Origin of the sequence: Flavobacterium acetivorans, from assembly GCF_020911885.1 — a bacterium.
Classification (GTDB): Bacteria; Bacteroidota; Bacteroidia; order Flavobacteriales; family Flavobacteriaceae; genus Flavobacterium; species Flavobacterium acetivorans.
On record NZ_CP087132.1, the window covers coordinates 1,811,694 to 1,836,305 of the forward strand.

General features: G+C 36.2%; 23 protein-coding genes. 10 read left to right on the top strand and 13 right to left on the bottom strand.

The genetic code is table 11. The features are described from left to right. The first annotated feature begins 39 nt into the window (after positions 1-39). The 3 genes from LNP19_RS07975 (at position 40) to yajC (ending at position 2,569) form a co-directional block, all read left to right on the top strand. Positions 40-1,146 (top strand): Glu/Leu/Phe/Val family dehydrogenase, encoded by a 1,107-nt coding sequence (locus tag LNP19_RS07975; RefSeq protein WP_305070135.1) that lies wholly within the window; start codon positions 40-42, stop codon positions 1,144-1,146. Between the two features lie 207 nt (positions 1,147-1,353). Continuing rightward, positions 1,354-2,265, top strand: a complete 912-nt coding sequence (gene nusB / locus LNP19_RS07980; protein WP_230061412.1) for a transcription antitermination factor NusB — start codon at positions 1,354-1,356, stop codon at positions 2,263-2,265. A 31-nt stretch (positions 2,266-2,296) separates the two neighbouring features. After that, positions 2,297-2,569 (top strand): preprotein translocase subunit YajC, encoded by a 273-nt coding sequence (yajC, locus tag LNP19_RS07985; RefSeq protein WP_230061413.1) that lies wholly within the window; start codon positions 2,297-2,299, stop codon positions 2,567-2,569. A gap of 67 nt (positions 2,570-2,636) precedes the next feature. Here the strand turns inward: yajC and LNP19_RS07990 are convergent, their stop codons facing one another. After that, on the bottom strand, positions 2,637-3,224 hold the full coding sequence (locus tag LNP19_RS07990) for a YdeI/OmpD-associated family protein (protein WP_230061414.1): 588 nt from the start codon (positions 3,222-3,224) through the stop codon (positions 2,637-2,639). After that, positions 3,225-4,508, bottom strand: coding sequence for a peptidase T (gene pepT / locus LNP19_RS07995; protein WP_230061415.1), 1,284 nt, complete (start codon positions 4,506-4,508; stop codon positions 3,225-3,227). It abuts the gene before it with no gap. Between the two features lie 197 nt (positions 4,509-4,705). On the opposite strand from pepT, the gene LNP19_RS08000 reads away from it, so the two are divergent. The 5 genes from LNP19_RS08000 (at position 4,706) to guaB (ending at position 10,337) form a co-directional block, all read left to right on the top strand. Continuing rightward, on the top strand, positions 4,706-5,725 hold the full coding sequence (locus LNP19_RS08000) for a quinone-dependent dihydroorotate dehydrogenase (protein ID WP_230061416.1): 1,020 nt from the start codon (positions 4,706-4,708) through the stop codon (positions 5,723-5,725). A 126-nt stretch (positions 5,726-5,851) separates the two neighbouring features. After that, positions 5,852-6,715, top strand: a complete 864-nt coding sequence (locus LNP19_RS08005) for a hydroxymethylglutaryl-CoA lyase (RefSeq protein WP_230061417.1) — start codon at positions 5,852-5,854, stop codon at positions 6,713-6,715. Positions 6,716-6,759: 44 nt separating this feature from the next. Continuing rightward, positions 6,760-7,311 carry a hypothetical protein gene (locus LNP19_RS08010; RefSeq protein ID WP_230061418.1) on the top strand — a complete coding sequence of 184 codons (552 nt, stop codon included), beginning with the start codon at positions 6,760-6,762 and terminating at the stop codon, positions 7,309-7,311. Continuing rightward, positions 7,308-8,705, top strand: a complete 1,398-nt coding sequence (locus tag LNP19_RS08015; RefSeq protein WP_230061419.1) for a DUF5723 family protein — start codon at positions 7,308-7,310, stop codon at positions 8,703-8,705. Before LNP19_RS08010 ends, LNP19_RS08015 begins: the two co-directional genes overlap by 4 nt. 159 nt (positions 8,706-8,864) lie before the next feature. Beyond that, entirely contained in the window at positions 8,865-10,337 is a 1,473-nt protein-coding gene (gene guaB, locus LNP19_RS08020; protein ID WP_230061420.1) for an IMP dehydrogenase, read from the top strand. 76 nt (positions 10,338-10,413) lie between these two features. Here the strand turns inward: guaB and LNP19_RS08025 are convergent, their stop codons facing one another. From LNP19_RS08025 to LNP19_RS08035, 3 genes are all read right to left on the bottom strand, one after another. Further along, positions 10,414-12,657 (bottom strand): cation:proton antiporter domain-containing protein, encoded by a 2,244-nt coding sequence (locus LNP19_RS08025; RefSeq protein ID WP_230061421.1) that lies wholly within the window; start codon positions 12,655-12,657, stop codon positions 10,414-10,416. A gap of 174 nt (positions 12,658-12,831) precedes the next feature. After that, on the bottom strand, positions 12,832-14,178 hold the full coding sequence (gene purB, locus LNP19_RS08030) for an adenylosuccinate lyase (protein ID WP_230061422.1): 1,347 nt from the start codon (positions 14,176-14,178) through the stop codon (positions 12,832-12,834). A gap of 67 nt (positions 14,179-14,245) precedes the next feature. Further along, entirely contained in the window at positions 14,246-14,938 is a 693-nt protein-coding gene (locus LNP19_RS08035; RefSeq protein WP_230061423.1) for an SIR2 family NAD-dependent protein deacylase, read from the bottom strand. A gap of 145 nt (positions 14,939-15,083) precedes the next feature. On the opposite strand from LNP19_RS08035, the gene LNP19_RS08040 reads away from it, so the two are divergent. Continuing rightward, on the top strand, positions 15,084-15,746 hold the full coding sequence (locus tag LNP19_RS08040; RefSeq protein ID WP_230061424.1) for a TrmH family RNA methyltransferase: 663 nt from the start codon (positions 15,084-15,086) through the stop codon (positions 15,744-15,746). Between the two features lie 418 nt (positions 15,747-16,164). Here the strand turns inward: LNP19_RS08040 and LNP19_RS08045 are convergent, their stop codons facing one another. Together LNP19_RS08045 and LNP19_RS08050 are read right to left on the bottom strand one after the other, a co-directional pair. Beyond that, entirely contained in the window at positions 16,165-16,470 is a 306-nt protein-coding gene (locus LNP19_RS08045; protein WP_072941224.1) for a type II toxin-antitoxin system RelE/ParE family toxin, read from the bottom strand. Beyond that, on the bottom strand, positions 16,470-16,688 hold the full coding sequence (locus tag LNP19_RS08050) for a hypothetical protein (RefSeq protein ID WP_072941227.1): 219 nt from the start codon (positions 16,686-16,688) through the stop codon (positions 16,470-16,472). The genes LNP19_RS08045 and LNP19_RS08050 overlap by 1 nt, the downstream gene beginning before the upstream one ends. 199 nt (positions 16,689-16,887) lie before the next feature. On the opposite strand from LNP19_RS08050, the gene LNP19_RS08055 reads away from it, so the two are divergent. Next, a complete protein-coding gene (locus tag LNP19_RS08055; protein ID WP_230061425.1) occupies positions 16,888-17,538 on the top strand; it encodes a c-type cytochrome in 651 nt (216 codons plus the stop codon). Between the two features lie 129 nt (positions 17,539-17,667). On the opposite strand, the gene secA is transcribed toward LNP19_RS08055, so the two are convergent. The 6 genes from secA to LNP19_RS08085 form a co-directional block, all read right to left on the bottom strand. Then, the gene (secA, locus tag LNP19_RS08060) at positions 17,668-21,015 is read right to left on the bottom strand and encodes a preprotein translocase subunit SecA (RefSeq protein ID WP_230061426.1); all 3,348 of its coding nucleotides are present in this window, start codon (positions 21,013-21,015) and stop codon (positions 17,668-17,670) included. Positions 21,016-21,102: 87 nt separating this feature from the next. Then, the gene (locus LNP19_RS08065) at positions 21,103-21,324 is read right to left on the bottom strand and encodes a DUF2795 domain-containing protein (RefSeq protein ID WP_007138072.1); all 222 of its coding nucleotides are present in this window, start codon (positions 21,322-21,324) and stop codon (positions 21,103-21,105) included. 175 nt (positions 21,325-21,499) lie between these two features. Then, positions 21,500-22,069, bottom strand: a complete 570-nt coding sequence (locus tag LNP19_RS08070; protein ID WP_230061427.1) for a cob(I)yrinic acid a,c-diamide adenosyltransferase — start codon at positions 22,067-22,069, stop codon at positions 21,500-21,502. A gap of 53 nt (positions 22,070-22,122) precedes the next feature. Beyond that, the gene (locus LNP19_RS08075; protein ID WP_230061428.1) at positions 22,123-22,827 is read right to left on the bottom strand and encodes an ABC transporter ATP-binding protein; all 705 of its coding nucleotides are present in this window, start codon (positions 22,825-22,827) and stop codon (positions 22,123-22,125) included. Positions 22,828-23,034: 207 nt separating this feature from the next. Next, complete coding sequence (locus tag LNP19_RS08080; protein WP_230061429.1) at positions 23,035-23,664, bottom strand: carbonic anhydrase; 630 nt, start codon at positions 23,662-23,664, stop codon at positions 23,035-23,037. A 32-nt stretch (positions 23,665-23,696) separates the two neighbouring features. Continuing rightward, on the bottom strand, positions 23,697-24,509 hold the full coding sequence (locus LNP19_RS08085; RefSeq protein WP_230061430.1) for an O-methyltransferase: 813 nt from the start codon (positions 24,507-24,509) through the stop codon (positions 23,697-23,699). Positions 24,510-24,612: the final 103 nt, after the last annotated feature.

Sequence of the window (24,612 nt, forward strand, 5' to 3'; positions counted from 1 at the left end):
TGACAAATTCATAAAAATACTATTTAAAAAAATAACACTATGGATGCAACTTTCACAACAGGAAAGGAACTTCAAAAAATGGATCCCGTTTTTGGACAATTATCATTTGACGATCACGAGCAAGTTGTATTTTGCAACGACAAAGATACAGGTTTAAAAGCAATTATTGGTATTCATAATTCAGTTATGGGACCTGCTTTAGGCGGAACTCGTATGTTTAATTATGCTACTGAATGGGATGCGCTAAATGACGTTTTGCGTCTTTCTCGTGGAATGACTTACAAAGCGGCCATTACAGGATTAGATATTGGTGGAGGAAAAGCCGTGATTTTAGGGGATGCCAAAACGCAAAAAACTCCTGAATTGATGCGTAAATTTGGTGAGTTTGTACATTCTTTGAGCGGAAGGTATATTACCGCTGAAGATGTAGGAATGGAAACCAGCGATATGGATATTGTGAGAGACGTGACACCTTATGTAACCGGAATCTCAGAATCTAGAGGGGGATCAGGAAATCCATCACCGGTGACTGCTTATGGTGTTTACATGGGGATGAAAGCCGCTGCCAAGCAACAGTTTGGTTCGGATGTTCTTGCAGGGAAAAAAGTTTTGGTACAGGGAATTGGACACGTAGGAGAAACCTTAGTTGATTATTTGACAAAAGAAGGCGCTGTAGTGACGATTGCCGATATAAACCAAGAAAAACTAAACGAAGTAAGTTCTAAGTACAATGCACAAATATTTACCGGTGCCGATTTATATGCTGCCGATGTTGATATTTATGCGCCTTGTGCTATGGGAGCAACAATAAATGACGATACTGTTTATAAAATAAATGCAAAAGTGATTGCAGGTGCGGCCAATAATCAATTGGCAAACGAAAATATCCATGGTGCTATTTTGCAAGAACGCGGTATTCTTTATGCTCCGGATTTCTTAATTAATGCTGGAGGAATTATCAATGTTTATGCTGAAATTGCTCATTATGATAAGGCTGAAATTATGCGTAGAACCGAGAATATCTACAATACCACTTTGGAGATTTTTGATTATGCGATAAAGAATGGAATGACCACGCATCAAGCGGCTCTTACCATCGCGCAGAATCGTATTGATCAAAGAAAAATCGAGAATAGTAAAAAATAGTTGATTTTTTAATTCAAACTCAAAGTCACCGTTTTTAGATGCTTCTGAAAACGGTGGCTTTTTTATTATAAAATAAAGTAAATTCACGGCAAAATCTTTATTTGAGATTTTAATTTTATTTTAAAAAAGGAAATGCTTATTTTTGCAAACTAATTTAATTAAAGTTCTTACAAGGTGGTAAATAGACGACACATACGCGTTAAAGTCATGCAATCCATTTATGCGATGCATCAAAACGGATCCGATAATCTGGAAAAAGAAGAGAAATTTCTTTTTTATAGTATCGACAATATTCAAGATTTATACCTTACAATGATTTCTTCCTTGATGGAAATTTGTAAAAAAGAAACCGAATTTTTACATAAATCAAGTCTTAAGCATCTTGCAACTCCCGAGGAGCGTAAACCCAACGAAAAATTTATTAAAAACAGCATTTTTGAAATTCTTGCCGAGAATAATTCTCTAAGCATTGCCTTGGAAACGCGTAAAATAAATACTTGGTCGTTAAACGATGATTATATTATACTGTTGCTTAATGCAGTTAAGGAAAGTAAAATATATACGGATTACATGAGTAATCCAACCCAATCTTTTGAAGAAGACAGGCAGCTTATTGTAGATTTATTCACCGAAGTGATTGTGCCAAATGAAAAATTGTACGAATACTTGGAAGATGATAAATTAACTTGGATTGACGATATTCCATTGGTAAATACGCATATCATCAAACAATTGAAGGCCATGAAGCCAATCATGGATGATAACTTCAGAGTACCTAAAATTTATAAGGATAGTGAGGATAAAGCTTTCGTGAAAGATTTGTTTAGAAAAACAGTTTTGAATGAAAAAGAATTAGCAAAAGAGTTTGTTGATAAAACGCCAAACTGGGATAGTGAAAGGATTGCCGAAGTGGATACCATTATACTTAAAATGGCAATTTGTGAATTTTTGAAATTCCCTTCGATTCCTGTAAAAGTGACTTTAAATGAATATCTAGAGCTTGCTAAGGAGTATTCTACGCCAAAAAGTAGTATTTTTATCAACGGAATTCTAGATAATTTGGTTAAAGAGCTGGAAACCAGTAAAAAATTAAATAAGACCGGTCGCGGTTTAATGTAATGAGTAATAAATAAAAAAAGAATTTAAAATTATGGAACAATTAAGTCAGTTTGCCCCGTTTTTATTAATGTTTGTAGTAATCTATTTTTTTATGATCAGACCACAACAAAAAAGAGCTAAAAACGAAAAAGAATTTGAAAGTGCTTTAAAAGTTGGGGATAAAATCGTTACTAAAAGCGGACTTCATGGTAAAGTTGCTGAGCTTGCAGATACTACAGTTGTTATAGAAACAATGGCTGGAAAATTAAAAATGGAGCGTTCTGCAATTTCTATGGAAATGAGTGCTGCTGTAGCAAAAAAATAATCCTGATAGGATACAAGATAAAAGCGTAAGCTATTAGTAAAAAAGTCCCATGAAAATGGGACTTTTTTTATTTGTATTTGTCATTCAAACCGATGTTTTTTAAAATCATGGGTTTTATTTTTTCTATTCTCGAAAGTTTGGTTTCGTCTCTTCTGGCAGTTTCAATGTATTCTAAAAACTCCTGTTGTTTGTATTTGCTGAACTTTTTGAAGTATTCATTTAGATTAGAATTTGCTTCAAGTTCTTTGTTTAAAAAATCAGAAACAATTGTTTTTTTCTTTTCTGGTTTGAATCGTTTTCCTTGCTTTTCATTTTCAATCGCTTCGAGAATATAATTCAAAACCTCTTTTTCATTGACTTCTTCCTTAGCTGAAAAACGCCATTGACGCAAAGATTTGGTTACACCTTCCTGAGCGTTGACTAAAACTTTTTTTTCGTCTTTGAGAAAAACACCGTTGAAAAACCAAATCGTAAAATAATTTTTAAATCCTCCTATGCCCAAAACATTTTTACCGTTGAGTACGTAAACAATACCGCCCCATTTTGTGGTTTCAACGAGTTCGGTTTTGTCAATAATTGATTGGAGCAATAGTAATTCCTCAGACCAACTATTGACCTTGTCCCAAGTAGATGTATTGGCTTTTGAGGAGTCCAATTATTTTTTCTTTTTTGTTTTTTCTTTCGCTTTGTCTAATCCAAAATCAGGCATTGATGTCAATTCGGCAATTTTTATGATAACTTCAACTGCTTTTTGCATGCTTTCTACAGGAACATATTCGTATTTTCCGTGAAAATTGTGTCCGCCGGCAAAAATATTTGGGCAAGGTAAGCCTTTATATGATAATTGGCAGCCATCTGTTCCGCCACGAATTGGTTTTATCAATGGTTTGATGTTAAGCTCTTTCATGGCTTTTTCGGCAATGTCTACAATATGTTTTACAGGAGTTACCTTTTCTTTCATATTGTAATATTGGTCTTTGATTTCGGCTATTGCGATATCTTCACCAAACTGTTTTGCAAATTTCTTATTTATTTTGCGGGTAATTTTTTCGATTAGCTCTTTGCGTTTTTCGAATTTTTTCTTGCTGTGATCTCTGATTATCAGTTGTAATTTGGTTTCTTCAATACTTCCTGACAGGTCTGTAACATGAAAAAAACCTTCATAACCTCTTGTTTCTTGTGGCGTTTCACCTTTTGGTAAGGCATTGATGAAATCATTGGCAATCAACATGGAGTTGATCATTTTTCCTTTGGCGTAGCCGGGATGAACACTCTTTCCTTTGAAAGTGATTTTGGCTCCAGCCGCATTAAAATTTTCATATTCTAATTCGCCTACCTGACTTCCGTCCATGGTGTAAGCCCAGTCAGCGCCAAATTTATCTACATCAAAATGATGAGCTCCGCGACCAATTTCTTCATCGGGAGTGAAACCAACTCTGATTTTTCCGTGTTTGATTTCAGGATTGTTGATCAAGAATTCCATTGCGGTCATGATCTCAGTGATTCCGGCTTTGTCATCGGCACCTAATAAAGTGGTTCCGTCCGTGGTGATCAAAGTTTGTCCTTTGTAAAGCAATAAATCTTTGAAATAGCTAGGAGATAAGATGATGTTTTGTTCTTTATTTAATACAATGTCTTTGCCGTCATAATCAGGAACGATTTGTGGTTTTACATTGGCACCGGTAAAATCAGGAGTGGTATCAAAGTGAGAAATAAAACCAATTGTAGGTACTTCGTGATCCACGTTGCTTGGTAAAGTTGCCATGATGTAAGCTTTGTCATCTATGGTGACGTCTTGCATGCCAATTTCTTTTAGTTCTTCTACTAATTTATTGGCTAAGTCCCATTGTTTCTCTGTACTTGGTGTTGTATTTGAATTTGGATCTGATTCGGTATCAATCGTTACATAACTGATGAAACGGTCTATAATATGTTGCATAAATTGTTTTTTTAATGAAGTACAAATATAAGGTTTATTTGTAGAATGAGCTTTTTGAAGTGAATTGTTGTTTTTTATGATGACATTCTTTTTTTTGGAGTTGAAAAGCTTAGATAATTGTCAAAAGAATAAATTAGTTTCTAAACATATAATTATCGACTAGATAGTTTTACTTTTGCACCACCAACACAATAACTATGTATAAATTATTAATTCGTCCGATACTTTTTTGTTTTGATCCGGAAAAAGTCCATTATTTTACTTTCTCATTAATTCGATTTACGTCAAAAATTCCTGGATTTTCCTCTATTTTTAAAGCACTTTATTTAGTTGATGACAAGCGATTGGAAACCGAAGTTTTTGGATTGAAATTCAAGAATCCAGTAGGATTAGCTGCGGGTTTTGATAAAGACGCTAAGTTGTATAAGGAATTATCCGATTTTGGCTTTGGTTTTATCGAAATAGGAACCCTAACGCCAAAAGGACAGGAAGGAAACCCAAAAAAACGTTTGTTTCGTCTTAAAGAAGATTCCGCTATTATCAACAGAATGGGATTTAATAACGGCGGTGTTAGAGAAGCGGTAGAGCGATTAAAATCGAATAAAGACGTTTTGATAGGAGGAAATATTGGAAAAAATAAACTGACTCCAAACGAGGAAGCGACTTCAGATTACGAAATTTGCTTTGATGCCTTATACGATTATGTTGATTATTTTGTGGTGAATGTGAGTTCTCCAAATACGCCTAATCTTCGCGCTTTGCAGGATAAAGAACCATTGACACAATTGTTGCAAACACTTCAAAATAAGAATTTGGCTAAGCCAAAACAAAAGCCAATCTTATTAAAAATTGCTCCTGATTTGACAGACGAGCAATTGTTGGATATTATTGATATCGTCAAAGAAACCCAAATAGCGGGAGTGATTGCGACCAATACCACAATTTCTAGAGAAGGTTTGCAATCTGAAAATAAATTAGAAACAGGTGGCTTATCAGGAAAACCGCTGACTAAACGTTCTACAGAAGTCATTCGGTTTTTGTCTCAAAAAAGCAATAAAGCCTTCCCGATTATTGGAGTGGGAGGAATTCATTCTGCCGATGACGCCATCGAAAAACTGGAAGCTGGCGCAAGTTTGATTCAATTGTATACCGGCTTTATTTATGAAGGACCTGCCTTGGTGAAAGCCATTAACAAAAAGATTTTAAGTCGGTTGTAAGCAAAAATTTCGGATAGCTATAAAAAAGCGCAATTCTTTATCGAGGATTGTGCTTTTTCATTTCTTGATAAAGTTTGTTTGTAAGAACCTTTGCCACTTTACAACTTTTAGTATCTTTGAAAATCTATGGAGCCAATAAAAATTATAGAATGTCCGCGTGATGCCATGCAAGGTATTAAACCCTTTATTCCTACGGAAAGGAAGGTGTCTTATATACAGTCTTTGTTGCGAGTGGGATTTGATTCCATTGATTTTGGAAGTTTTGTTTCTCCAAAAGCGATTCCGCAAATGCAAGATACAGCCGAAGTTTTGGCACAACTGGATTTGTCTCAAACCACAAGTAAATTGCTGGCGATAATTGCTAATACCAAAGGAGCCGAAATCGCTTCAGAGCATGCAGAGATCCAGTATTTAGGTTTTCCATTTTCTATATCTGAGAATTTTCAGATGCGAAATACGCATAAAACAATAGCCGAATCTTTAATCAGCCTGCAAGAAATTCTGGAAATTGCTAATAAAAGCAATAAGGAAGTCGTTGCTTATTTGTCTATGGGGTTTGGTAATCCGTATGGGGATCCTTGGAATGTGGAGATTGTTGGCGATTGGACGGAGAAATTATCCAATATGGGTGTGAAGATTCTGTCGCTTTCTGATACCGTGGGAAGTTCTACTCCAGATGTGATCCAATATTTATTTTCGAATTTAATTCCAAAATATCCTCAAATTGAGTTTGGTGCCCATTTGCATAGCACAGCTGATAAATGGTTTGAGAAAATCGACGCTGCCTATAAAGCAGGTTGTCGTCGTTACGATGGTGCCATTCAAGGATTTGGCGGTTGCCCAATGGCCAAGGACGATTTGACGGGAAACATGCCAACCGAAAAATTGTTATCTTATTTCACTGCCAATAAAGAGAATATCGGGCTGAATCCTTTGAGTTTTGAAAGCGCTTATAATGAGGCTTCTAAGTTGTTTGGGGAATTTCATTAGCATCAATTGCCTTAAAAATACATTTTTATAATTATAAATAGAAAATGAAATTATACCGCTTACATAAAATTTTATTGACGCTGTTAGTGACTATCTTTTTTTCTTCTTGCAGCAGTGATTTGGATTTTAATCAAGTCAATGACTTGAAAATAGAGCCTGTTGTTGTGGCAAATCTAAGTTATTTTGATCTTCCTGCGAATGCTTTTGTCGAGAATGGAATAGAATCTGATGTGGCTTTCCAAGCATTGGATTTTGATCTTTTTCGGGATAAATATTTTAGAAGTTATTTGCAAAGAGCCGATTTTTCCTTTGAAATAACTAACACTATAAATAGAGCTTTTCTCCTTAATATTATTCTATTTGATCAAAATGATCAGCCTCTTTATAGTATTCCTTTTAGTGTTCCTGCTTATTCGGGAAATGCTGTTGTTGTAAGTAAAACGGATATTTTTGAAGGTATAAAGTTGGATTTATTAAAAAGTTCCAAAAAAATGGGTTTTCTAATTACAATGGCTTCGGGGCCTGCTTTGAATGAAAATAGTGTGGGAAGTTTAAAAATGCGTTCTAGCGCAACCGTTTATTTGACAATAGAATGAGAAAAACCTATTTATTTTTGCTTCTATTGGTATCGATTAGTTGCTTAGCCCAGAACAAACAAGTTTTGTATAATTTCACCTCGGTTCCCCAGTCTTTAATGACAAATCCAGGAGCCGATTTTAAGTATCAATATTATTTTGGAGTTCCGCTACTTTCGGGAATTTCGGTTAATATGGGTTCAACGGGATTTTCGGCTTATGATTTATTCGCTAATAACGGAATTGATTTCAATACTAAATTGCGGGATGTTGTTTTTTCGACTGCAAGAAAAGATCATTTGGCATTAAATGAGCAACTCGAAATTTTTAATGGCGGTTTTAAACTAGGAGATTGGTTCGAAAATAAAGGCTATATCTCGTTTGGAATGTATCAGGAATTCGATTTCTGGAGTTATATGCCTAAGGATTTGGCCGTACTGGCTTTGGATGGAAATAGTGATTACATAGGAAAGGTATTCAACTTGGGAGATTTAAGTGTAAAATCAGAGGTGGTTTCTGTTTTGCATGTGGGCTTTCATAAAAATGTATCTGAAAAATTGATCCTTGGAGCCAGAGCGAAAATTTATTCCAGTGCTTTTAATGCTACTTCTACTAAGAATTCCGGGTATATTTATACTATTCCCGGTACGACAACGGCTTATGAACAAGTGATTTATTCGCGTTTGAGACTCAATACCTCTGGAATCGCCCAATTTACTGCTGAAGATTATGACGGAGATATTGCCCGTGATATCAGGAAAAAGGCACTTTTTGGTGGGGATTTAGGTCTTGGTTTCGATGTAGGATTTACCTATTATCCACAAAAAAACATGCAGTTGACAGCCAGTATAATTGATGTAGGTTTTATAAAACACAGTAAGAATGTAGAGAGTTATACTTATGAAGGGTTTTATAAATATGAGGGAATGAATCCTAATTTCAGTACGGGAGGTTTAGTAGAGAATGTCTATGACGAGTTCAAAAATGCTATTCCTTTGGATACATTATACACCAAATATACGACTTGGAGACCTACAAAACTGAATGCTTCTTATCAATATTCTTTTGGAACTTCAAGAGACGAAGACTGTGTGTGTACGGGACAGGACAAGGAATATAAAAATGCAGTTGGTGCACAGTTATTTATGATGAGTACGCCAAGAACTCCAATAACAGCTTTGACAGCCTATTATAGAAGAAGTATTTTTAACAAGATGCAAATGAAAGCCACTTATACTTTAGATTCCTATTCTTCTAAAAATATAGGTTTAGGATTGTCGGCTGATTTAGGGAAATTCAATATGTATGTTATGGCTGACAATCTTTTGGAGTACAAGGATGTTTCAAAAGCCAACAGCCTGTCCTTTCAATTTGGATTTAATTTTATTTTCAAAGACAGCAATGAACCCGATTAATTCGATACTTTTTAGGGAATTGTTCGTTCGTACGAAATATTTGTCAAAAACAATAAAAGACTATTTTTAAGAGTCTTATTTTGAATCATTGCTTGCCTTGCTTTTTTTAAATAAAAATAATTTGCTATATTTGCACGCAATTCAACTAGAAATTGCAACATGATAGCACACAGCTCAAAGATTATCGGCGAAGGTTTAACTTACGATGATGTATTATTAGTTCCTAACTACTCCAATGTGCTTCCTCGCGAAGTGAGTATTCAATCTAAATTTTCAAGAAATATAACGCTTAACGTTCCTATCGTAGCTGCTGCTATGGATACTGTTACCGAAAGTGCTATGGCAATTGCTATGGCTCAAGAAGGTGGAATAGGGGTTTTGCATAAGAATATGACTATCGAGCAACAAGCTGCCAAAGTACGTAAAGTAAAACGTGCCGAGTCAGGAATGATCATCGATCCGGTTACTTTACCGCTTACTTCTACGGTGGCTGATGCTAAAAATGCAATGAAAGAATTTGGAATTGGTGGTATTCCTATTGTTGATGAAAATCAAATTTTAAAAGGAATTGTTACCAATCGTGATTTGCGTTTCGAAAAAAACAGTGGTAGACCAATTGTTGAGGTGATGACCAAAGAGAATTTGGTTACCGTTGCCGAAGGAACTTCCTTAGAGCAAGCAGAAGTAGTTTTGCAAGGGCACAAAATAGAAAAACTTCCAGTGGTAAATAAAGACTACAAATTAGTAGGCTTGATTACTTTTAGAGATATCACTAAATTAACTCAAAAACCAATTGCCAACAAAGACGTTTACGGACGTTTGCGTGTTGCGGCAGCTATTGGTGTAACAGGAGACGCAGTGCAAAGAGCAGAAGCTTTAGTGAACGCTGGAGTAGATGCTATCATTATTGATACCGCTCACGGACATACTGAAGGTGTTGTCAATACATTGAAAGAAGTAAAAGCTAAATTCCCGCAAATAGATGTTATCGTAGGGAACATCGCTACTCCGGAAGCCGCTAAATATTTAGTTGAAAATGGTGCCGATGGTGTGAAAGTAGGAATAGGACCGGGTTCTATTTGTACTACACGTATTGTTGCCGGTGTTGGGTTTCCTCAGTTTTCTGCCGTTCTTGAAGTGGCAACAGCCTTAAAAGGAACAGGAATTCCGGTAATTGCTGATGGAGGAATTCGTTACACAGGAGATATTCCTAAAGCAATTGCTGCAGGAGCTGACTGTGTGATGCTAGGATCACTTTTGGCAGGGACCAAAGAATCTCCGGGGGAAACGATTATTTTCGAAGGAAGAAAATTCAAGTCTTACCGCGGAATGGGTTCTGTTGAAGCTATGCAAGGTGGATCAAAAGACCGTTATTTCCAAGATGTTGAAGATGATGTAAAAAAATTGGTTCCAGAAGGAATCGTTGGACGCGTGCCTTACAAAGGAGAATTGAACGAAAGTATGTTACAATTCATTGGCGGACTTCGTGCCGGAATGGGTTACTGTGGTGCTAAAGATATTCCTACTTTGCAGGAAACAGGACGTTTTGTCCGTATCACGGCAAGTGGTATCAACGAAAGCCACCCTCATAATGTGACTATTACTAAGGAAGCGCCAAATTATTCAAGATAATTTTTAGCTTATAAATATAAAAGGCTGTCTAGAGTGTTAGAACTTTAGACAGCTTTTTTTTGAGCTTTTACAAAATTTATTCTTGGAACAAAGCTGCCATCAATTTCTTGTCGCCTACTACCCAAAGGATGTCGTTTTTCTCCAGGATTAAATTCGATTCGGGATTTAATAAACGTTTTCCATTGCGTTCAATTCCTACAACCATTCCATTGGTTTTTTCTCTTAATTGAGATTGGCGGATGCTTTTACCAATAAACTCATTTTCTTTTTTTAATTCTAGTTGTTGGAGACTGATTTGGTCTTCTTTTACTGTATCAGGGATTTCTATTTCATTTTGGTGCAAATAATTTTTGAAATTCTCGACTTGAGCATCGGTCCCGATGACACAAATTTCATCTCCAGGAAACAAGCGCTCCTGTCTATTTGGAATTTTTACCATAATTTCTCCCCTTTTTATGAAAGCAACATTGATTCCCATTTGTTCTCGAATACGCAATTCCTCCAAGGTTTTACCGGCGATATTAGATTCTTTGGCAATTTCAAAAGTTGTCATGTGACCATCCCAAGGAGTTAAATTAGCATAACGGCGATCCACTTTGGCAACTTCTCTATCATTTAGATTTTTTAGGAAATGATTTTCTATTTTTAGGTATTGCTGGTGGAGTTTCTTTGGAAAAAAGTAATAAATAACAATGGCGCTAATCAAGGCGATGAAAGCAATTCCCGGCGAGAAAAAGATATTTAATAAAAATCCGATGTAGAAAATGGCTAGTCCAATTCGCAAAAGAATCATCATAATGATAGGTCCTCTGTATTTTCGGTCATCTAATAAAGATTGTACTTCTTTGACAGCAACCCGTCTTAAAGACAGCGCCCATAAAAAAGGGGAGATAGCAATGATTGTAATCAAGGCGGCGATCGCATTACCGAATTTTGAGTGCTCTACCAAAGGCAAAATCATTTTGGAAGATAGCAGAATGATGGCTGTAATAATAATGGTATGGAGTACAATTTGAACCATATAAGCTCTGATGACTACCTGCCAAGTACTTACTAGTTTTATCGATTGGGCATTGGCGCTATAGCGCGCAATTCTCTTAACCCATCTTCGAGGTAGTTTTCTTTCGAGAAATTCCGAAAAAGGGGTGGCAAATTTCACCATAAAAGGCGTGGTAAAAGTCGTTACCGCTGAAACAGCAACAACGATAGGGTATAGAAAATCACTCGTAACATTAAGTGTCATTCCTAATGTTGCGATAATAAAGGAGAATTCTCCTATTTGGGACAAACTCATTCCGGTTTGAACGGATTGTTTTAATGGCTGTCCAGAAATCAAAGCACCTATCGTAGAACTTATGGATTGTCCTAAAATAACAACAAAAGTCAAAATGGCAACGGGTAAGGCATATTCGTATAAGGTTTCTGGATTAATTAGCATACCAACCGATACGAAGAAAACCGCTCCAAACAAGTCTTTTACCGGTTTTACTAGATGTTCGATGTGTTCCGCTTGTGTAGTTTCGGCAATGATCGAACCCATAATAAAAGCACCCAGTGCAGGAGAGAACCCAACATTATCCGCAAGGATTACCATCATCAAACATAAGGCAAGTGAGATGATTAACAGCATTTCGTCGGTCAATATGTTTTTTGCTTTTTTAAGTAAAGTGGGAATAAAAAAGATTCCTCCAACAAACCAAATCGTCAAGAAAAATACTAGTTTTAAAACAGATTGCAGCAATTCTCCACCTGAAAATTGTTGGCTTACCGCAATAGTCGAAAGCAATACCATCATCAAAATGGCAACGATGTCTTGGACAATAAGCGATCCAACAACTATTCCTGCAAATTTTTGTGCTTTTACGCCCAGCTCATCAAATGTTTTTAGAATAATTGTTGTGGATGAAATAGAGAGGATTACGCCCAGAAAAATACTATCCATCTGCTTCCAGCCAATCCATTGTCCAACTAAATAACCAATGGCAATCATGGTGACTATTTGGGTGACAGCGGTGATGGAGGCAGTTCCGCCTACTTTCATCAACTTTTTAAAACTAAATTCGAGTCCTAAGCTGAACAATAGAAAAATCACTCCAATTTCGGCCCAAACTTCAACGCTGCTAACTTCTTTTACTGTAGGAAAAAATGGAAAATGTGGGCCTGCTAAAAAACCGGCTACTAAATAACCTAAAACCAAAGGTTGTTTTATTTTTTTGAAAAGTAATAAAGCCAATGCTGCAGTTATCAAAATCAATCCAAAGTCGCTAATTAAAGGCTGTAAATTTTGCGTTGCACTTGCTGCTGTTTCTACTGTATCCATGGGTATTTAGCTCTGTTTGATGTTTTTTTGTGTAATTGGTAAGGTATAAAATTAAACTTTATTTTTGAGGTTTAATTTTAGTTAAAAGGTCTTTTTTGAAATTAAAATTCCCGTTGAAAAGAGTTTTTTTGTTCTTCTTCAACGGGAATTTATGATATTTTAATTTTTACGAACTTAGATTCCCAAGAAATTGCTAGGTGTAATTTGCATTAATTCGGCTTTTATTTCCTCTGACACATCCAGTGTGGCAATAAAGTTATGAATTGCATTTTTATCAATCGCTTTATTGGTTCTGGTTAGTCCTTTCAATGCTTCGTAAGGATTTGGATAGCCTTCACGACGCAAAATGGTTTGAATCGCTTCGGCAACCACCGCCCAGTTTTTTTCTAAATCCTCGTGGAATTTGGATTCGTTCAATAACAATTTGTTTAATCCTTTCAAGCTAGCTTCAAAAGCAATAATGGTATGACCCATAGGAACACCAATGTTTCTCAAAACGGTACTATCAGTCAAATCGCGTTGTAATCTTGAGATTGGTAATTTAGCCGATAAATGTTCGAAAATCGCGTTGGCAATTCCTAAATTCCCTTCAGAGTTTTCAAAGTCAATCGGGTTCACTTTATGTGGCATCGCCGAAGATCCAATTTCTCCTGCTTTGATTTTTTGTTTGAAATATTCCATCGAAACATACGTCCAGATGTCTCGGTCTAAATCGATGATGATAGTATTGATTCTTTTTAATGCATCAAAAAAGGCTGCAAAATGATCGTAATGCTCAATTTGTGTTGTTGGGAAAGAGTGGTGTAATCCTAGGTTTTCTTCAACGAATTTTCCTCCGAATTTTCGCCAGTCAATTTGCGGATAAGCCACATGATGGGCATTGTAATTTCCGGTAGCTCCACCAAATTTAGCTGCAAAAGGGACGTTGAACAACAAACGCATTTGCTCTTCCAGACGTTCTACAAAAACCGCAATTTCTTTGCCCAAACGAGTAGGGGAAGCCGGTTGTCCGTGGGTACGGGCAAGCATTGGAACGTCTTTCCATTCGATGCTTAATTCTTTCAATTTTGAGGTCAAAGTAATTAAAGAAGGCATGTACACTTTCTCGAAAGCTTCTTTGGTTGAAAGTGGAATCGCTGTATTGTTGATGTCTTGAGAAGTCAATCCAAAATGGATGAACTCTTTGTATTGGGATAAACCTAATTTTTCAAAAGCATCTTTGATAAAGTATTCTACCGCTTTTACGTCGTGGTTGGTTACCTTCTCGGTTTCTTTTATCCAAAGAGCATCTTCGGTAGAGAAATTTTTATAGATATCGCGCAAACTCTCAAATAAATTAGGGTTTACGTCTTTTAATTGTGGCAAAGGCACTTCGCACAAAGCAATGAAATATTCAATTTCAACTAATACGCGGTATTTGATTAAAGCTTCTTCAGAGAAAAAAGGAGCCAGTGAAATAGTCTTGTTTCTATATCTTCCGTCAATTGGAGAAATAGCATTCAATTCGTTTAAAGTAGTCATTGTTTTGTTGTTTGTTCGAAAGGCACAAATATAAACCTTTAGAAGCAAAATCGAAAAGGAATGGTTTTTAAATAAACGCGATTAGCTTCTTTTTTAATGTTTCCATTCCTTGCGAAGCCACTTCTGGAATAATATCCAATGGATTTCGAATATTTGGAATTTTATTTGGTTTGGGATCAATGTAAAAAACCGGAACGTCAGCAGCGGTAAAATCGATTAATCCGGCAGCCGGATACACCTGAAGTGAAGTGCCGATAACGGCAAAAAAATCGGCAGTTTTGGTAATAGCAATTGCTTCGTCGAGAGCGGGAACTTCTTCGCCAAACCAAACAATATGGGGACGCAATTGATTTTTATTTTCGTCGAAATCACCAAAATTTAAATCTTCGGTCCAATCCAGAATGTAATCAGCATTTTTTGTACTTCTCACTTTTAAGAGTTCACCGTGCAAATGCAAGACATTCGTACTTCCGGCGCGTTCATGCAAATCATCCACATTTTGAGTGATTACATGCACCTCAAAATGACTTTCTAATTCGGCTAGAATTTGATGCCCTAAATTGGGTTGTACTTCCTTGAGTTGCTGTCTTCTTTTGTTGTAAAAATCAAGAACCAGCTCTGGGTTTTTATGCCAGCCTTCGGGCGTGGCAACCTCCATGACATCATGGCCTTCCCAAAGTCCATCGCTGTCGCGAAAGGTTTTGATGCCGCTTTCGGCACTGATTCCGGCTCCGCTTAAAACAACTAATTTCTTTTTCATGTTTTTATTATCTTGTTATTCCCACAAAGGAAGAATCTCCTAATTTGCTTTCAAAATGTGATTTCCCCTTCGTCGACAGGACAAAATTACTATATTTATTTAAAGCTAGTCTTTTTTAGTATTTTTGCCAAAAAAACCATTTGCAATGATTGATATTGATTACCTGAATTTCCTTGAAACTATTTTAACGGATAATCGCAAAGAACGCTTTTTGAATGTTTTGGCAAACAGAACCAATCATTTTACTATTGCTGTTGAAGATGTTTTTCAGATGCACAATACCAGTGCGGTGATGCGCAGCTGTGAGGTTTTTGGAATCCAGGAATTGAATGTTATCGAGCAACGTTATGGCAAAAGGATTGACAAGGAAATCGCTATGGGTGCTCAAAAATGGGTCGATATCAATAAATTTGACAACGTAAGTAATTGTGTAGACACTTTGAAAAATAAAGGATACCAAATCATTGCTACCACGCCACATGAAAATGATTGCTTGTTGGAAGATTTTGATATTTCAAAACCCAGTGCCTTGTTTTTTGGTACAGAAAGAGACGGCTTGTCTGAGGAAATATTAGAGCGGGCAGATGGTTTCCTGAAAATACCGATGGTGGGTTTTACCGAGAGCTTGAATATTTCCGTTTCGGCGGCTATTATCATTCAAAATCTTACTAATCGTTTGCGAAACTCCAATATCGATTGGCATTTATCCGAAGAGGAAATTTTGGTAAAACGCTTGGCTTGGGCCAAAAATTCCATAAAAGACATCAAGAGAATCGAAGCGCGTTATTTTGAAGAAAATCCGAGATAATTTGTTTTTAATTGCATAATAAATGATTTTTTTGAAAGAAAAGCTTTTGTAGGTTAATAACAGGCTTCGCAAAGTCTCCTGACTTTGCGAAATTTTAGAATGTACTTATTAAATAAAAACGTTTCTAAGTCTCCATACTTTTTACAATTGTTGTTGATTATACTTTGTAAATATCTTTGAATTCAAAACGGGAACAACATGAGTAGTTGTTTTTTTTTTCTATTTGTATCAGTTCGCTAGGTAAAGTAAGAGGCGTTTGCGCAGTAGTTATATTTTGCGCAGTTTTACTTTTAATAAAGCGTTTTTTGAAAAAGTCAGGAGACTTTTAGGGTGATTTCGTTTGTAATAAAATAGTAAAATTGCGCAAAGTCAGAGACGTTTGCGCAGCAGCTACACTTTGCGGAGCGGGTTGTTAATTTTACCTTAGCTCCTTTTCTAATTGGTCTGGATTTTGTCTTGAGTCAAAAATGCTGATGATTTCAATTTCTTTTTTGTCAACATTAACTCTGTAGTATAAAATAGTTTGTTTTGTTACTACACATTTAAAAAGACCTTTAAATTTGTTTGATTGTGGGCAACTTTCAGGTTGATTTGAAATTTGTTGAATTTTAGAAGATAGCTTTTTAATAAAATCATTTCGAACTTTTAAGCTCCAATTTTCTAAAAGAAAATCATTTAACTTTAAAAGTTTGTTTTGAGCTATTTCTGATAAAAAGACTTTCACTAAGAAATTTTTTTCAAGAAGTCGTTGAACTCAATTCTTTTTCCTTTATTTAATTCTTTTATCCCTTTTTCAATTTCTTCTTGCTCAGAAACACTCAATTCATCCCAAAAATCTACTTTTTCATTTTGAATGAATTCTGTGATTTTTTCAATGAATTTATCATTCTCAATGTTGAGAATTATTTTTACCAATTCTATTTTAGAAGATTGAATGTCCATTTTATTTATTTCTAAGAATCAAAGTTACGAAAAAAATCAACATGACAGTTTTCATTATCTTGGCTTTCTGACAAAGATATGCAGCAGCTACACTTTGAAGTGTGTTGCTTTTAATAAATCGTTTTTTGAAAAAGTAAGGAGACTTTTAGGATGATTTCGCTTGTAATAAAAGAGTAAAATTGCGCAAAGTCAGAGACGTTTGCGCAGCAGCTACACTTTGCGGAGCGGGGCTATTTCAACTGGTGTTAGTAAAGATGGTTCAGCATTATTTCCGGTAATGCCCCATCCTAATTATGGGAAAATGGATAAAGAGGATTTAATCTCAATTATTGCTTATTTGAGAACTTTTGAACCAATTAAAAATGATGTGCCTAAATCGAAGGCTGATTTTCCAATGAATTTTATTATCAATACGATTCCTCAAAAAGCAAGTTTTTCTAAAATCCCCGATACTAAAAATACCGTTGTATATGGCGAATATTTGTACAATGCTGCAGCTTGTTTTGAATGCCATACCAAAAAAGACAAAGGTGCTCCTGTTGCAGGAATGGAATTGGCGGGAGGTTTTGAATTTCCAATGCCGACAGGTGGAGTTGTTCGTTCTGCTAACATTACACCCGATAAAGAAACAGGCATTGGCAATTGGACAGAACAGCAATTTGTGTCTCGTTTCAAAATATATGCTGATGGTACCTATGTTCCTGTAAAAGTTAGAAAAGGTGATGCCAACACCATTATGCCTTGGACGATGTATGGGAAAATGAAAACGGAGGATTTGAAAGCTATTTATGCTTATTTAAAAACGATAAAACCAATTAAAAACGAGGTTGTTAAGTTTTCTAAATCATGATTTCTAGTTAGGATTTACGGATTTATTAAATAGGATTTTCTAATGCAAGGTACAGAAAAATAAAAAACCCTAATTACGAAAGTAATTAGGGTTTTTTATTTTTCACAGATTTAAATCTGTTATTTGGATTTATTCAGTCACGATAACCCATTCTCCAGAAGCCAATAGACTTTCTGCTTTTTTGAATTTCATCGTTTCCGTTTTTCCGGTCGCCACTTGTTTGATGGTTACGTTGTCATTACGGTTGATTTTTGGCATGTCTCTCACAATAGTTTCAGTAACTTGTCGTTGTTGTGTTTCGCCAGCCTCACGATTTGCAGCTTCGCTATTAGGAATTTCGTCTTTACTTAATTGCAATTTTTCTTTTGGACGAACTTCTTCTCTCGCTTCTTGAATTTCCGGAGCACTTTGTTGGGGTAAATCTCCTTTGAATAAGAAAGAAATTACCTCTTTGTTTACTCCATTCAACATACCGTTAAATAAGTTGAAAGCTTCGAATTTATAGATAAGCAATGGATCTTTTTGTTCGTGAACCGCTAATTGAACCGATTGTTTCAATTCGTCCATTTTGCGTAAGTGTTTTTTCCAAGCTTCATCAACAATAGCCAAAGTGATGTTTTTCTCGAAATCGGCAACTAATTGTTTTCCTTCAGATTCATACGCTTTTTTCAAATCAGTCACCACGTTTAATGATTTTACACCATCGGTAAATGGAACTACAATACGCTCGAATTGGTTGTTTTTGTCTTCATAAACATTCTTGATAATTGGGAATGCTTCTCTGGCACTACGTTCGGTTTTTTCGTTGTAGTATTTTAAAGCTTCTTTGTATACTTTCGCCGTTAATTCCATTTCTGTCAATCTGTTGAAATCACTTTCGGTAACCGGAGAAGTGATAGAGAAATAACGGATTAAATCAAATTCGAAAGTTTTGAAATCATTTGTTCCTTTAGTATCTTGAACGATTAGTTCGCAGGTGTCATACAACATGTTGGCAATATCCAGTTTTAGACGCTCTCCAAACAAAGCATGACGACGACGTTTGTATACTACTTCACGTTGCGCATTCATTACATCATCATATTCCAATAAACGTTTACGAACACCAAAGTTGTTTTCTTCTACTTTTTTCTGAGCGCGTTCGATAGATTTAGTCATCATCGAATGTTGGATTACTTCTCCTTCTTCGAGTCCCATTCTGTCCATTACCTTGGCTACTCTTTCAGAACCAAATAAACGCATTAGGTTGTCTTCAAGAGAAACGTAGAACTGAGAACTTCCCGGGTCTCCTTGACGACCGGCACGACCACGCAACTGACGATCCACACGACGCGAATCATGACGTTCTGTACCTACAATTGCTAATCCGCCTGCTGCTTTCACTTCGGCAGATAATTTAATATCCGTTCCACGACCCGCCATATTGGTTGCAATAGTTACCACTCCGGCTTTTCCTGCTTCTTCAACAATTTGCGCTTCTTGTTTGTGCATTTTTGCATTCAATACGTTGTGGTTTACACCACGCATTTTTAGCATTCTGCTCAATAATTCTGAAATCTCTACCGAAGTTGTACCAATAAGTACCGGCCTTCCTGCTTGTGATAAAGCTGTTACATCTTCGATAACCGCGTTGAATTTTTCACGAGTAGTTTTGTAGATGAAATCTTCTTTATCTTGTCTGGCCATTGGTTTATTAGTAGGAATTTCTACTACGTCCAATTTGTATATTTGCCATAACTCACCAGCTTCAGTAACTGCAGTTCCAGTCATACCACCCAATTTGTTGTACATTCTGAAATAATTCTGTAAAGTTACCGTAGCAAAAGTTTGGGTAGCCGCTTCAATTTTTACGTTTTCTTTGGCTTCAATCGCTTGGTGCAATCCGTCAGAATAACGACGACCGTCCATAATACGACCGGTTTGTTCGTCTACAATCATGATTTTATTATCCATGATTACGTATTCTACGTCTTTTTCAAAAAGGCTGTAGGCTTTTAAAAGCTGAGTTAAAGTATGAATACGTTCGCTTTTGATGGCGAAATCCTGGAATAATTTTTCTTTCTCTTCCGCTTCGGCGTCTTTGTCCAGTTTTTTCTTCTCGATTGTGGCAATTTCAGTACCAATATCCGGAAGGACGAAAAAGTCAGCATCAGTATCGCCAGAAAGGAATTTGATTCCGTTATCAGTCAATTCTACCTGATTGTTTTTTTCTTCGATTACAAAATACAAGGCTTCGTCAATCTTATGCATTTCGCGATTGTTGTCTTGCATGTATTGATTTTCTGTTTTTTGAAGCAGTTGTTTGATGCCTTCCTCACTCAAAAACTTAATCAATGCTTTGTTTTTTGGTAAACTTCTGTATGTTCTCAAAAGCAAGAAACCACCTTCTTTAGTGTTTCCTTCTTTGATTAATTTTTTGGCTTCAGCCAAAAATCCGTTAGCCAATTGACGTTGTAAACTAACTAGGTTTTCAATCTTTGGTTTTAGTTCGTTAAACTCGTGACGATCTCCTTGAGGAACCGGACCAGAAATGATTAAAGGTGTTCTGGCGTCATCAATTAAAACAGAATCGACCTCATCGACAATGGCATAATTGTGTTTTCTTTGTACTAAATCATTTGGCGAATGCGCCATATTGTCTCTCAAATAATCAAAACCAAATTCATTATTGGTTCCATAAGTGATATCGGCTTCGTAAGCTTTTCTTCTTTCGTCAGAATTGGGTTGGTGATTGTCAATACAATCTACAGTCATACCGTGAAATTCAAATAAAGGGGCTTTCCAAGTACTGTCACGTTTTGCCAAGTAATCATTCACCGTTACTAGATGCACTCCGTTTCCGGTTAAGGCATTCAGGTATAACGGTAAAGTTGCTACTAATGTTTTTCCTTCTCCTGTTTGCATTTCGGCAATTTTCCCCATATGCAGTACCATTCCACCAATCAATTGGACATCATAATGGATCATGTCCCAAGTGATTTCTTTTCCGGCAGCATTCCATTTGTTTTTCCAAATTGCGTTGTCTCCGTCAAGGCTAACATAGCTTTTTGTTCCAGAGAATTCTCGGTCTTTAGCTGTTGCTGTTACGATTATTTCAGAATTGTCTTTGAAACGTCTGGCTGTTTCTTTTACTACTGCAAAAGCTTCAGGCAGAATTTCTAACAATGTTTTCTCAGAGATATCGTAGGCTTCTTTCTCTAAAGCATCAATGGCGTTATAGATGTCTTCTTTTTTGTCAATATCTTCAATGCCTTCTACTTCTTGTTGCAGTGCGCTAATCTTAGCATCAACTCCTGCTCGGGCATGTTTCAGCTGATCTTTAAAGAAATAGGTACGTGCTCTTAGCTCATCATGTGACAATGTAATTAAATTACTTTCGAATGTCTTGATTTTGTTTAAGTAAGGCTGTAAGGCTTTGACATCTTTGTCAGATTTGTCTCCAACAAAGGCTTTAATAATGCTATTTATGAAACTCATAATATGGTTGTATTTCTAATTTATTTTATAGCTGTAAATTTAACCAAAAAAAAAGCCTCTTTTGAGACTTTTTCTTGGGTAATTTTTTTAATATTCATCCTCATTCCAAAGATAATCTTCGTCAGTTGGATAATCCGGCCAAATTTCTTCCATTGATTCATATATCTCGCCTTCGTCCTCTATAGATTGAAGGTTTTCTACTACTTCTAATGGTGCTCCAGCACGTATAGCGTAGTCAATAAGTTCGTCTTTGTTAGCAGGCCACGGTGCATCACTAAGATAGGATGCTAATTCTAATGTCCAATACATCTTTTGTCGATTTAGTTTTGTGCAAAAATAAAATTTTTACTGAAAAAGGCAAGTAAAAATCCATTTATTTTTTAAAAAGTTAAGAACGTGTTTTTTAGTTTAAAGTTTAAGGTTTAAAAGTTTAAAATTTTGAACCGAAAAACACAACTGAATACTGATTTCTGTTTGCTGAATTCTACTTTCTTGGAATCCATTGAACTTCTTCGGCGTTCAAATCATGAGACAACTTCCGTGCCAATACAAAAAGATAGTCAGAAAGTCGGTTTAGGTACTTGATTGCGATTTCGGCAACGGGCTCATTATGACTTAAATGAACAGCTAAACGCTCCGCACGACGGCAAACACAACGTGCTATATGACAATATGACACAGTGGTATGGCCTCCAGGCAGTACAAAATGAGTCATAGGTGGGAGTTCGTTTTCCATGGTGTCGATTTCCTGTTCTAATAATTCGATATCAGTTTCTACGATTCCTAATTTTTTTAAGCGAAGTTCTCCGTTTTTCATCACTTCTTTTTCCGGTGGAGTGGCAAGAATGGCGCCTATGGTAAACAAACGATCCTGGATTTCGATCAGGATTTCTTTGTAATGCGTATTCATTTCCTGGTCTCGTATCAATCCGATATGGGAGTTCAGTTCGTCAACAGTGCCATAGCTTTCTATTCTGGCATGGTCTTTTGGAACTCTGGTTCCTCCAAAAAGAGCTGTCGTTCCTTTGTCCCCGGTTTTGGTATATACTTTCATTTTAAAATTTTATTTTAGATGTTCTCATGACTAGTTATTCATACAGTTGACTGCTACTGTTTACTGAATATTTCTTTTGTAATGTCACTCTCCACAAGACCATCTCGCAAACGAATCACGCGATGGGCATGTTCTGCGATTTCCTCTTCGTGGGTAACCAGAATAACGGTATTTCCATTGGCGTGAATCTCATCAAAAAGGGTCATGATTTCAAGGGAAGTCTTACTGTCTAAATTTCCTGTAGGTTCATCGGCAAGAATGATCGAAGGGCTATTTACGAGTGCTCTAGCTACGGCCACACGCTGGCGTTGTCCTCCTGAAAGTTGGTTAGAATGGTGGTCCATTCGGTCAGAAAGGCCTACTTGAGTCAAGACTTCTTTGGCTCTGGCATGTCTTTCAGATTTAGAATATCCGGCATAAATCATTGGAAGCGCCACATTGTCAAGGGCTGTTGTTCGGGGCAAAAGGTTGAAGGTTTGAAAAACAAAACCAATCTCCTTATTTCGTATTTCGGCCAGTTCGTCATCTTGCATGTGACTGACATCTTTGCCGTTCAAAATGTAAGTTCCTGAAGTTGGGGTATCTAAACAGCCCAAAAGGTTCATTAGTGTTGATTTTCCGGATCCTGAAGGCCCCATTAAAGCAACATATTCCCCTTTGTTAATCTCTAAATCAATGCCTTTTAAGACATAGACAATTTCATTTCCAAGAACAAAATCTCTTTTGATGTTGGTTATTTTTATTAATGGATTTGCCATTTATGGTTACAATTGATTGATTATGAATTCTCGGTTTTAAAAGTACAAAAGACTTTTGAATTAAAGGTAAGTTGCCAAAAATACATTTTTGTTACAAAAGAAATGGAAAAGCCAAAGAAATGGAGTGATTAGAAAAAAAAGACAGCCAGGAATGGCTGTCAATTTTTGTGCTCTCTGAGGAGTTTATTTTAGAAACCGTATAGCAACTTAGTCTGCAATTTTATAAATTTCAGTTATGTCTTTCAATATTGTATCAAAATCAATTTCCAAATCAATTAGTTTCCCGGTGTGTATGTCAAAAACCCAACCGTAAACTTTTAAATTACGTTGGCTATTTGCTTTTTGTACTTCGGCTGTTTTGATAACGTTGATGCATTGTTCCTGAACATTGAGCTCAACGAGTCTTTTGTATTTTTCTCCTTCATCTGTAATGGCATCCAGTTCCTTGCGATGAATACGATACACATCGCGAATGTTTCTTAACCAAGGATTCAAGATTCCTAAATCGGCCTGTTGCATGGCTGCAAGTACACCGCCACAGCCATAATGGCCGCAAACCACAATGTGATTTACTTTTAGGCTCGTTACGGCATAATTGATGACTGACATGGAATTCAAATCAGTATTAGGAACCATATTAGCAATATTGCGATGTACAAAAACTTCGCCCGGCTCCAATCCCATTAGGTCTTCGGCAGAAACTCGACTGTCAGAACAGCCAATGTAAAGAAATTCAGGTGATTGTCCCTGGCCTAATTTGTCAAAATAATTTTCATCGCTTTGCAGCTTTTTAGCGATCCAATTTCGGTTATTCTCAAAAATTTGTTTGATATCCATAAAGCATTATTTTATTGGACAAATATACAAATCTATACGCGAATGATGAAATGTTCTTTGGGTTGTTCTCGTCTAAAGAAAACTAATCCCCACTGAAAAGTATCAATAGTGACTGTTACTTTTGGATGTTTTTTTATAATTCCCCAAGCTTCTTCCATTTCCTCAGACCAATGAATATCATCAAAGATCCAGACCGAATCGTTAGTAATCGTTGGTAATAAAAGTTCAAAATAATCTAAGGTCGCTTTTTTAGTATGATTGCCATCAAAGTAGATTAAAGAAAAGTGTTCAGTATTCAGTTCATAGTGTTCAGTAGTAGCGTTCAGCGATAAATTCTTTTTTTCGAAATAAGAATTAAACTCAGTTATAACAGATTCTACCTTATTGAAATTGAATTTTTGCAATTGTCTTTTTGCAATTGAACTCGTTTCAGCACATCCTTCCAATGTTGTAATTTTTGCCTTCGGATTTCCTAAAGCCAGGGCAGATGTAGCCAATCCTAAAGAAGTACCGATTTCTAAAATCGTGTCAGCTTGGAAGTATTGGGTAATTCTAAAAAGTAATTCCGCTCTTTTGGGGCTAATTCCGGCGGTTTGTGCAATTTTAGAAACTTGTCTTTTATTGGATTTAAAAACTTTCGAACCCGCACCAAAATCGCTTACTTCAATTGCTTCGTTGTTTTCTAAAAGTGAATTTCGGTATTTTTTTAAAACAGCATATTCCGGTTTTGATTTTCGGTCATAAAAACATTTGGTAAGCAAATGGAAAACAAAAGGCGAATGAACGGCATGTTCGTTCTTGGAATACCAAAGAAATTGGATGTAGGATTTGATTTGAAATAACATAGAAAAATTAGCAAAGTAGGTGCGAAGATACAAAGATAATTAGGAGTAGTGAATAGTGTAAATTCAAGTAAATTTTTTTAGACTATTTGGCTTTCACTTTAAA

Bases quoted from the DNA above. Each gene is read 5' to 3' on its own strand.
- guaB (WP_230061420.1), top strand. From the start codon at position 8,865: ATGATAGCACACAGCTCAAAGATTATCGGCGAAGGTTTAACTTACGAT.
- LNP19_RS08000 (WP_230061416.1), top strand. From the start codon at position 4,706: ATGTATAAATTATTAATTCGTCCGATACTTTTTTGTTTTGATCCGGAA.
- LNP19_RS08070 (WP_230061427.1), bottom strand. From the start codon at position 22,069: ATGAAAGTATATACCAAAACCGGGGACAAAGGAACGACAGCTCTTTTT.
- pepT (WP_230061415.1), bottom strand. From the start codon at position 4,508: ATGCAACATATTATAGACCGTTTCATCAGTTATGTAACGATTGATACC.
- secA (WP_230061426.1), bottom strand. From the start codon at position 21,015: ATGAGTTTCATAAATAGCATTATTAAAGCCTTTGTTGGAGACAAATCT.
- LNP19_RS08010 (WP_230061418.1), top strand. From the start codon at position 6,760: ATGAAATTATACCGCTTACATAAAATTTTATTGACGCTGTTAGTGACT.
- nusB (WP_230061412.1), top strand. From the start codon at position 1,354: ATGCAATCCATTTATGCGATGCATCAAAACGGATCCGATAATCTGGAA.
- LNP19_RS08080 (WP_230061429.1), bottom strand. From the start codon at position 23,664: ATGGATATCAAACAAATTTTTGAGAATAACCGAAATTGGATCGCTAAA.
- LNP19_RS07975 (WP_305070135.1), top strand. From the start codon at position 40: ATGGATGCAACTTTCACAACAGGAAAGGAACTTCAAAAAATGGATCCC.
- LNP19_RS08015 (WP_230061419.1), top strand. From the start codon at position 7,308: ATGAGAAAAACCTATTTATTTTTGCTTCTATTGGTATCGATTAGTTGC.
- LNP19_RS08085 (WP_230061430.1), bottom strand. From the start codon at position 24,509: ATGTTATTTCAAATCAAATCCTACATCCAATTTCTTTGGTATTCCAAG.
- LNP19_RS08075 (WP_230061428.1), bottom strand. From the start codon at position 22,827: ATGGCAAATCCATTAATAAAAATAACCAACATCAAAAGAGATTTTGTT.
- LNP19_RS08025 (WP_230061421.1), bottom strand. From the start codon at position 12,657: ATGGATACAGTAGAAACAGCAGCAAGTGCAACGCAAAATTTACAGCCT.
- LNP19_RS08035 (WP_230061423.1), bottom strand. From the start codon at position 14,938: ATGAAAAAGAAATTAGTTGTTTTAAGCGGAGCCGGAATCAGTGCCGAA.
- LNP19_RS08065 (WP_007138072.1), bottom strand. From the start codon at position 21,324: ATGTATTGGACATTAGAATTAGCATCCTATCTTAGTGATGCACCGTGG.
- LNP19_RS08040 (WP_230061424.1), top strand. From the start codon at position 15,084: ATGATTGATATTGATTACCTGAATTTCCTTGAAACTATTTTAACGGAT.
- LNP19_RS08005 (WP_230061417.1), top strand. From the start codon at position 5,852: ATGGAGCCAATAAAAATTATAGAATGTCCGCGTGATGCCATGCAAGGT.
- yajC (WP_230061413.1), top strand. From the start codon at position 2,297: ATGGAACAATTAAGTCAGTTTGCCCCGTTTTTATTAATGTTTGTAGTA.
- purB (WP_230061422.1), bottom strand. From the start codon at position 14,178: ATGACTACTTTAAACGAATTGAATGCTATTTCTCCAATTGACGGAAGA.
- LNP19_RS08050 (WP_072941227.1), bottom strand. From the start codon at position 16,688: ATGGACATTCAATCTTCTAAAATAGAATTGGTAAAAATAATTCTCAAC.